This is a genomic window from Delftia sp. ZNC0008 (genome assembly GCF_000799035.1).
GTDB lineage: Bacteria > Pseudomonadota > Gammaproteobacteria > Burkholderiales > Burkholderiaceae_C > Comamonas > Comamonas tsuruhatensis.
The window spans coordinates 1-8,337 of the sequence record NZ_JTKZ01000950.1 but is presented as its reverse complement, the minus strand read 5'-3'; the positions used below and the strand labels follow the sequence as shown (position 1 = coordinate 8,337).

9 protein-coding genes and 1 pseudogene are annotated in these 8,337 nt (G+C 67.0%); 7 read left to right on the top strand and 3 right to left on the bottom strand.

Annotated elements, in window-relative coordinates:
- The first annotated feature begins 119 nt into the window (after positions 1–119).
- From L995_RS30625 to L995_RS30600, 7 genes are all read left to right on the top strand, one after another.
- Positions 120–1,097: a D-alanine--D-alanine ligase gene (locus tag L995_RS30625; protein ID WP_017404614.1), complete on the top strand. Its 978-nt coding sequence runs from the start codon at positions 120–122 to the stop codon at positions 1,095–1,097.
- The gene (locus L995_RS30620; protein ID WP_016448028.1) at positions 1,094–1,894 is read left to right on the top strand and encodes a cell division protein FtsQ/DivIB; all 801 of its coding nucleotides are present in this window, start codon (positions 1,094–1,096) and stop codon (positions 1,892–1,894) included. The genes L995_RS30625 and L995_RS30620 overlap by 4 nt, the downstream gene beginning before the upstream one ends.
- An 84-nt stretch (positions 1,895–1,978) precedes the next feature.
- Positions 1,979–3,208 (top strand): cell division protein FtsA, encoded by a 1,230-nt coding sequence (ftsA, locus tag L995_RS30615; protein WP_012203404.1) that lies wholly within the window; start codon positions 1,979–1,981, stop codon positions 3,206–3,208.
- Positions 3,209–3,327: 119 nt separating this feature from the next.
- A complete protein-coding gene (ftsZ, locus tag L995_RS30610; RefSeq protein WP_016448027.1) occupies positions 3,328–4,566 on the top strand; it encodes a cell division protein FtsZ in 1,239 nt (412 codons plus the stop codon).
- Positions 4,567–4,659: 93 nt separating this feature from the next.
- Positions 4,660–5,583: a UDP-3-O-acyl-N-acetylglucosamine deacetylase gene (gene lpxC, locus L995_RS30605; RefSeq protein WP_012203406.1), complete on the top strand. Its 924-nt coding sequence runs from the start codon at positions 4,660–4,662 to the stop codon at positions 5,581–5,583.
- 13 nt (positions 5,584–5,596) lie between these two features.
- Positions 5,597–5,773, top strand: a complete 177-nt coding sequence (locus tag L995_RS34105; protein ID WP_016448025.1) for a hypothetical protein — start codon at positions 5,597–5,599, stop codon at positions 5,771–5,773.
- A 127-nt stretch (positions 5,774–5,900) separates the two neighbouring features.
- Entirely contained in the window at positions 5,901–6,689 is a 789-nt protein-coding gene (locus L995_RS30600) for an alpha/beta fold hydrolase (RefSeq protein WP_231574571.1), read from the top strand.
- Here the strand turns inward: L995_RS30600 and ruvC are convergent.
- From ruvC to aroE, 3 genes and pseudogenes are all read right to left on the bottom strand, one after another.
- Positions 6,686–7,234, bottom strand: coding sequence for a crossover junction endodeoxyribonuclease RuvC (gene ruvC / locus L995_RS30595; protein ID WP_016448023.1), 549 nt, complete (start codon positions 7,232–7,234; stop codon positions 6,686–6,688). The two genes, L995_RS30600 and ruvC, sit on opposite strands and share 4 nt — an antisense overlap.
- Positions 7,235–7,251: 17 nt before the next feature.
- Positions 7,252–7,968 (bottom strand): monofunctional biosynthetic peptidoglycan transglycosylase, encoded by a 717-nt coding sequence (gene mtgA / locus L995_RS30590; protein WP_016448022.1) that lies wholly within the window; start codon positions 7,966–7,968, stop codon positions 7,252–7,254.
- Positions 7,969–7,975: 7 nt separating this feature from the next.
- Positions 7,976–8,326, bottom strand: a pseudogene (gene aroE, locus L995_RS30585) (shikimate dehydrogenase); the annotation flags it as partial.
- Positions 8,327–8,337 lie beyond the last annotated feature (11 nt).

Genomic DNA, 8,337 nt, shown 5'->3' with positions numbered 1-8,337 from the left:
CACGCCCGCGATGGCGACGTGCTGTTGTGCATGGGGGCCGGCTCGATTGGCGCCGTGCCCGGAAAGTTGGTTGAAATGCTTCAGAAACAAGAGCTGCAGGCGCAGCAGGGAGCTGCGCAATGAGCAGCTTCGGCACCCAGATCGATGTCAAGGCCCTGGGCAAGGTGGCCGTGCTGTTGGGCGGCCGCTCGGCCGAGCGCGAGGTCTCGCTGATGTCGGGCACGGGCGTGCTCAAGGCCCTGCTGTCGCAGGGCGTGGATGCCCATGCCTTCGACCCCGCCGAGCGGGACCTGGGCGAGTTGAAGAAGGACGGTTTCGACCGCTGCTTCATCGCGCTGCATGGCCGCTACGGTGAGGACGGCACGGTGCAGGGCGCGCTGGAGCTGCTGGGCATCCCGTACACGGGCCCCGGCGTGATGGCCTCCAGCATCGCCATGGACAAGATCATGACCAAGCGCATCTGGCGCTTCGAGGGTCTGCCCACGCCCGACTGGCGGCTGGTCGCCAGCGCCGACGAGACCCGCGCCGCGCTGCAGGCGCTGGGCGCGCCCATGATAGTCAAGCCCTCGCGCGAGGGCTCGACCATCGGCCTGACCAAGGTCTGGACAGCCGAGGAATGCGAGCAGGCCTATGTGCTGGCCTCCCGGTACGACCCCGAAGTGCTCTGCGAAGAGTTCATCGAAGGCGACGAAACCACCTGCCCCGTGCTCGGAACCGGCGAGGGCGCCCACGCCCTGCCCGTGATCCGCATCGTCGCGCCCGAAGGCAACTACGACTACCAGAACAAGTACTTCACCGACGACACCCAGTACCACTGCCCCAGCGGCCTGCCTGCCGAGGAAGAGGCCGAGATCCGGCGCATCGTCGTGCGGGCCTTCCGCACGCTGGGCTGCCGCGGCTGGTCGCGCGCCGACATCATGATCCGCGCCAGCGACCGCAAGCCCTTCCTGCTGGAGATCAACACCTCGCCGGGCATGACGGGCCACTCGCTGGTGCCCATGTCGGCCCGCGCCATCGGCGTGAGCTACGAAAACCTGTGCCTGGGCATCCTGGCCAGCGCCGCGCTGGACGCGCAACCGGAGCAGGAGCACGCATGAGCTACTCCCTGCCGGCCCCCTTCGACGTCAAGCTCATGAACGTGACCGCCACGGTCCTGTTCGTGGGCGTGGCTGCGCTGGGGCTGGCAGCGGTGAGCTGGTGGGCGCTGCGCCATCCGGCCTTCAACATCGGCCGCATCGTGGTCGAGGGCGAGCTGGTGCACAACAACGCGGTGACGCTGCGCGCCAATGTGGCGCCGGTGCTCACGGGCAACTTCTTCACCGTGGATCTCAAGGCCGCCAAGGCGGCGTTCGAGCAGGTGCCCTGGGTGCGCGAGGCGCAGGTGCGCCGCGACTATCCCAACAGCCTGCGCGTCATCCTGCACGAGCATGTGGCCGAGGCCTTCTGGGGGCCTGATTCGGGCACCGGCCTGGTCAACAGCTTCGGCGAGGTCTTCGAGGCCAACCTGGGCGAGCTGGACCGCGACGGCCTGCCGCGCCTGCAGGGCCCCGAGGACAGCGCCCCGCAGATGCTGCAGATGTACCGGCTGCTGGTGCCGGCGCTGGGGCCGCTGGATGTGGAGATCGACGGGCTGACGCTCAATGCGCGCGGCAGCTGGCAGCTCAGGCTGGCCAACGACGCACAGATCGAACTGGGTGGCGGCAGCGTGGAGGCCGTGCTGCAGCGCGTGCAGCGCTTCGTGCGCACGCTGCCCCAGATCACGACCCAATACAAGCGCAAGGCCGACGCCATCGAGTCGGCCGACCTGCGCTACGAAGACGGATATGCGCTGAGGCTGCGCGGTGTGACCACCGGCACGGCCAAGGCGCCGGCTGCAGTGCGTCCCCGACGCTGAAGACGAGGGAGGACAGACCTATGTACATGCACACCAAGCAGCGACACAGCGACAGGACAGAACCAACCGGGGGCGGATGCTGATATGGCAAGAGAATACAAAGATGTGATCGTCGGACTGGACATCGGCACGGCCAAGGTCATGGTCGTGGTCGCCGAGGTCCTGTACAACGGCGAACTCAAGCTCGCCGGCCTCGGCGTGGCCCCGAGCAACGGACTCAAGCGTGGCGTGGTGGTCAACATCGACGCCACGGTGCAGAGCATCCAGCAGGCGCTGAAGGAGGCCGAGCTGATGGCCGACTGCAAGATCCAGCGCGTGTGCACCGGCATCACCGGCAGCCACATCCGCGGCCTGAACTCCAGCGGCATGGTGGCCATCAAGGACAAGGAAGTCACGGCCACCGACGTGGCGCGGGTGATGGAGACGGCCAAGGCCATCAACATCTCCTCGGACCAGCGGCTGCTGCTGGTCGAGCCGCAGGAATTCGTGATCGACGGCCAGGAAGTGCGCGAGCCCATCGGCATGAGCGGCATCCGCCTGGAGGCCAAGATCCACATCGTCACGGGCGCGCAGAGCGCGGCCGAGAACATCATCAAATGCGTGCGCCGCTGCGGCCTGGAGGTCGAGCAGCTGCTGCTCAACCCGTTGGCATCGAGCCAGGCCGTGCTCACCGATGACGAGCGCGAGCTGGGCGTGGCCGTGGTCGATATCGGCGCGGGCGCCACCGACGTGGCCATCTTCACGGGCGGCGCCATCCGGCACACGGCCGTCATTCCCATCGCGGGCGACCTGATCACCAGCGACATCGCCATGGCGCTGCGCACGCCCACCAAGGACGCCGAGGACATCAAGGTCGAAAGCGGCTATGCCAAGCAGTTGCTGGCCGACCCCGACGCCCAGGTCGAAGTGCCGGGCCTGGGCGACCGCAGCCCGCGCATGATCAGCAAGCAGGCGCTGGCCGGCGTGATCGAGCCGCGCGTGGAAGAGATTTTTTCTTTGGTGCAGCAGGTGGTGCGCGATTCAGGCTACGAGGAAGTGCTGTCCTCGGGCATCGTGCTGACCGGCGGCAGCGCCGTCATGCCGGGCATGGTGGAACTGGGCGAGGACATCTTCCTCAAGCCCGTGCGCCGCGGCATCCCCAAGTATTCGAGCGCATTGGCTGACATGGTGGCTCAACCCCGCGCCGCCACCGTGATGGGATTGCTCGAAGAGGCCCGCCTGGCTCGCCTGCGCGGTTTCAAGGTGGCACAAAAGAGTGGGTCGATGAAGACCGCTTTTGGCCGTTTCAAAGACTTCATCGTGGGGAACTTTTGATATGTGCTTTCATCGACTGCGCATTACCGGCCCGCCCACCGGCTTCCGAATACCGGACAGAAGACAGAATTTTCCCCAGACGGTGGTGACCACTTACAGAGAGCTACAGGAGAACCAACATGCCCATCGACATGATTGAAGTTGAAGAATTCAACCAGGGTACGCAGATCAAGGTGATCGGCGTTGGCGGCGGCGGCGGCAATGCCGTCGAGCACATGATTGCGCGCAACGTGCAGGGCGTGGAGTTCGTCTGCGCCAACACCGACGCGCAGGCGCTGCTGCGCAGCAGCGCCCACCGCACCATCCAGCTCGGTGGCAGCGGCCTGGGTGCGGGCAGCAAGCCCGACAAGGGCCGCGAAGCCGCCGAGCTGGCCGAGGACGACATCCGCACTGCCATCGAAGGCGCGCACATGCTGTTCATCACAGCCGGCATGGGCGGCGGCACGGGCACGGGCGCTGCGCCCGTGATCGCGCGCGTGGCCAAGGAAATGGGCATCCTCACCGTGGGCGTGGTCACCAAGCCCTTCGAGTGGGAAGGCGGCCGACGCATGGCCAACGCCGACAGCGGCCTGAGCGAACTCGAAGCCAACGTCGATTCGCTGATCGTCGTGCTCAACGAGAAGCTGCTGGACGTGCTGGGCGACGACATCTCGCAGGACGAGGCCTTTGCCCATGCCAACGACGTTCTCAAGAACGCCGTGGGCGGCATTGCCGAAATCATCAACGAGTACGGCCATGTGAACGTCGACTTCGAAGACGTGCGCACCGTCATGGGCGAACCCGGCAAGGCCATGATGGGCACGGCCAAGGCCGCCGGCCCCGACCGCGCGCGCATCGCTGCCGAGCAGGCCGTGGCCTGCCCGCTGCTGGAGGGCATCGACCTGTCGGGCGCCAAGGGCGTGCTGGTGCTGGTCACGGCCGCCAAGGGCAGCCTCAAGCTGTCCGAGTCGCGCCTGGCCATGAGCACCATCAATGCCTACGCCTCGCCCGATGCGCATGTGATCTACGGCGCTGCCTACGACGACAGCCTGGGTGACGAAATCCGCGTCACCGTGGTGGCCACCGGCCTGTCGCGCCCCAGCGCACGCCGCCAGAACATGCAGGTGGTGCAGGGCGGCCTGCGCACCGGTACCGACAACATGAGCTACCAGCTGCCTTCGGCCTCCATGGGTGCCGCAACGGCAGCCGGCGGCCTGGTCGGCGGTGCTGCTGGCGGCGCCGACTATGCCAACAACATGTCGGTGCCCAGCGTCTGGCGTACCAACCGCACGCAGGCCGCTGCCCGCGTCGATGCCCTGGCCTCCGGCGGCATGGACGATCTGGAAATCCCGGCCTTCCTGCGCAAGCAGGCTGACTGAGCAGCGGCCGATACGGTCGCTGCATGGTTGTGATAGCGAATGCCGTGCCAGGGCCATGCCCTGCGCACGGCTGCCGCACTTTAAAATAGCCGGATGCTCCAACAACGCACCATCAAGACGATCACCCGTGCCGTGGGCGTGGGTCTGCACAGCGGCCAGCGCGTCGAATTGACGCTGCGTCCCGCGCAGCCCGACACCGGCATCGTGTTCCGTCGCGTGGACCTGCCGGAGCCCGTGGACATCCCGATCTCCGCCGAAGCCGTCACCGACACGCGCATGGCCTCGACCATCGGCACGGGCGGCGCCAAGGTGCATACCGTGGAGCACCTGATGTCGGCCATCGCCGGCCTCGGGCTCGACAACATCTACATAGACATCACCGCCGAGGAAGTGCCCATCCTAGACGGCTCCTCCGCCTCCTTCGTATTCCTGCTGCAAAGCGCGGGCATCGAGCTGCAGAAGGCGCCCAAGCGCTTCATCCGCGTCATCCGCCCCGTCGAGGTGCGCGAGGGCGAGGGCCAGAACCTCAAGTGGGCACGCTTCGACCCGTACCACGGCTTCAAGCTGCGCTTCGAGATCGACTTCGCCCATCCTGCCGTGGACTCCACCGGCCAGTGCGTGGAGTTCGACATGGGCGAGGACAACTACACGCGCGACATCGCACGCGCGCGCACCTTCGGCTTCACCAAGGACGTGGAAATGCTGCGCAGCCACGGCCTGGCGCTGGGCGGCGGCATGGACAACGCCATCGTCATGGACGACTACAAGGTGCTCAACAGCGACGGCCTGCGCTACGACGACGAGTTCGCCAAGCACAAGATCTTGGACGCCATCGGCGACCTGTACCTGATCGGCAGGCCCCTGCTGGCCGCCTACAGCGCCTTCCGCTCGGGCCACGGCATGAACAACCAGCTGCTGCGTGCCCTGCTGGCCCAGCCCGACGCCTGGGAACTGGTCAGCTTCGACAGCGAGCGCCAGGCGCCCAAGGGCTTCGCCCAGCCCGCGCGGGCCTGGTGAGGCGGGCGCCGCCATGCTGATCTTCCGCTGGCTGGCCACCGTGCTGCTGCTGGCATCAGCCGTGTCCTTTGCGTTCTACCTGGGCACGGGCCAGCCCCGCTACAAGCGCTGGGGCTTCATCATCCTCAAGTGGACCGTGATTGCCGGCGTGACCTTCTTCGCCGTGCTGTTCTTTGGACGCATCGTCTGAGGTCCTGAATGGGCTGCGCTGCCGCCATTGCGGAGACTGCCGGGCCGCCATGAAGGAAATTCGGATCCGGGCCGGCGACGGCCACACCCTTGTGCTGGTGCGCAGCGGCTGCGTCCAGGGGCCTGTCGTGGCCATCACGCACGGCACCTTCTCCGGCACCGCATCCTGCGACCGGCTCGGCGCGTATCTGGCGGCGCAGGGATTCGGCACTTGGCTCTTCGACTGGCGCGGCCATGGACGGAACCCGGCCTGCGGCCATGGTCATGATCTGGAAGCCGTGGCCAGGCATGACATCGCCAGTGCCATCGAGGCCATCCGCAGCGAGGAGCAGGGCCGGCCTTTGACCCTGATAGGCCACAGCGGGGGCGGCATTGCGGCAGCCATCTGGGCCGCTCGCAATCCCGATGTGGCTCGGGACCATCTGGCCGGTGTCGTGCTGCTGGCCGCCCAGGCCACCCATGCTGCCGCCACACCGCTGGCCTGGGCCAGGATCCGGGGTTACCTGGCGTGGATAGGCCGCCGGAACTGGCTGGTAGCCAACCGCATGGTGGGGCCCGAGGCGGAAAGCGGCCAACTGATGCGCCAGTGGTGTCAGTGGAATCTCCAGCGCCGATTTGTGGGACATGACGGCATGAACTACCTGCAGGCACTCTCCCAGGTGCGTATTCCCGTTCTGGCGCTGGCGGGTGCTGGAGACCGCCTGATTGCACCCTGGCAGGGGTGCGAAGCGCTGGCAAGCGCTTTCGGCGGGACGGATGTGGAGTTCGTGCTGTGTGGCAAGGCCACCGGTTTTGTCGAAGACTACAGCCACAGCAGGTTGCTGATGGCCGGCAACGCGCAATCCGATGTGTTCCCCCGGATCGCGCAATGGATCAGGCTCAGGGCCGAGCAGGGTGGCCAAGCACTGGTGTCCTAGTAGACGCGCCCACCTTTGTAGACCGCATGCTGGCGGCGCTGCAGCTGCGTGACCTCGGCCATCTTCGTCATGGCGGCGCCTGCATGGGCGTGGGTGATGGCCAGGCCCAGGGCATCGGCGGCATCGGTGCCGGGCAGGCCGGGCAGTTGCAGCAGGCGGCGCACCATTTCCTGGATCTGGCTCTTGGCCGCGCGGCCATGGCCGGTCATGGCCTTCTTCATCTGCAGTGCCGTGTACTCGGCCACCGGCAGGCCGGCGTTGACCAGGGCCGTGAGCGCGGCGCCGCGTGCCTGGCCCAGCAGCAGCGTGGACTGGGGATTGACGTTGACGAAGACGATTTCCACGGCCGAGGTGTCGGGCTGGTAGCGGCTGGCGACTTCCGAGATGCCGTCGAACAGAAGCTTGAGCCGGCCCGGCAGGTCGCCGAGCGCGATGCCCGTGGTGCGGATGGTGCCGCTGGCCACATAGGCCAGGCGGTGGCCGTCGACGTCGATCACGCCGAATCCCGTGGTCTGCAGACCGGGGTCGATTCCAAGGATGCGCATGGGGTGAATGTAGCTGTTCAGGGGACGACGGCGCTGGGCATTCTCTGCATGACCGTGCGCGTGCGCTGCAGCAGATAGCCGGAGTTGGGCAGCTTCTCGAAGCGCTTGGGCTGGGGCAGCATCACGGCCAGGCGCGCGGCCTCGGCGGCGCTGAGCTGGGAGGCGCTCTTGCGGAAGTAGTGGCGAGCGGCCGCCTCGGCGCCGAACACGCCCTGGCCCCATTCCACGCTGTTGAGGTAGATCTCCAGGATGCGCTGCTTGCTCAGCATCAGTTCCAGCAGCTGGGTCAGCACCAGTTCCTGCCCCTTGCGCAGCAGGCTGCGTTCGCCCGACAGCAGCAGGTTCTTGGCCAGCTGCTGCGTGATGGTGGAGCCGCCATAGATCTTGGGCGCCTTGCCGTTGTCGGCCTTCATGGCCCGGGCTTCGGCGCGCTGGTTGCGCTGCCAGGCTTTCTCGATGGCTTCCCATTGCACCCCGTGGTGTTCGGTGAAGCTGTCGTCTTCGGAGGCAATGACGGCGCGCTTGAGCGTGGGCGCGATGCGGTCATAGGGCAGCCATTGCTGGCTCCAGTGCAGGCCTTCGGAGCTGCGCAGCATCTGCCAGGCTTCGGAGCGCTGGAAGGCTGTGGACTCGGGATCGACCACCACCATCAGCGCAATGCGCAGCACGAAGAACAGCTGCAGCAGCAGGCCGGCGCACAGCACCAGCAGCAGGGCGCGTGCCAGGGATTTCATGAAGCGCTCAGCCGCCTTGAGCAATATGGGCGCGCAGCTCGTTCAGCACCTGGGCCGAGGGCGGGCGCACGCCGCGCCACAGCGCAAACGATTCGGCCGCCTGCTCCACCAGCATGCCCAGCCCGTCGCGGGCCGTGGCGCCGTGCTGTTCGGCCCACTGCATGAAGCCCTGAGCCGCGGGGCCGTACATCATGTCGTAGGCCAGGCTGCCAGGGCGCAGCACGCGGGCCGGCACGGGCACCTCGGCACCGGCCAGGCTGCTGGCGGTGGCGTTGATGACCACGTCGAAATCCTCATCCACGGCCTGCTGCTCCAGCGCCACCAGTTCCACGCCATGTTGCGCGGCAATGGCGGCATGGCGCTACGCGG

Bases quoted from the DNA above. Each gene is read 5' to 3' on its own strand.
- lpxC (WP_012203406.1), top strand. From the start codon at position 4,660: ATGCTCCAACAACGCACCATCAAGACGATCACCCGTGCCGTGGGCGTG.
- mtgA (WP_016448022.1), bottom strand. From the start codon at position 7,968: ATGAAATCCCTGGCACGCGCCCTGCTGCTGGTGCTGTGCGCCGGCCTG.
- ftsA (WP_012203404.1), top strand. From the start codon at position 1,979: ATGGCAAGAGAATACAAAGATGTGATCGTCGGACTGGACATCGGCACG.
- L995_RS30620 (WP_016448028.1), top strand. From the start codon at position 1,094: ATGAGCTACTCCCTGCCGGCCCCCTTCGACGTCAAGCTCATGAACGTG.
- ruvC (WP_016448023.1), bottom strand. From the start codon at position 7,234: ATGCGCATCCTTGGAATCGACCCCGGTCTGCAGACCACGGGATTCGGC.
- L995_RS30625 (WP_017404614.1), top strand. From the start codon at position 120: ATGAGCAGCTTCGGCACCCAGATCGATGTCAAGGCCCTGGGCAAGGTG.
- L995_RS34105 (WP_016448025.1), top strand. From the start codon at position 5,597: ATGCTGATCTTCCGCTGGCTGGCCACCGTGCTGCTGCTGGCATCAGCC.
- ftsZ (WP_016448027.1), top strand. From the start codon at position 3,328: ATGCCCATCGACATGATTGAAGTTGAAGAATTCAACCAGGGTACGCAG.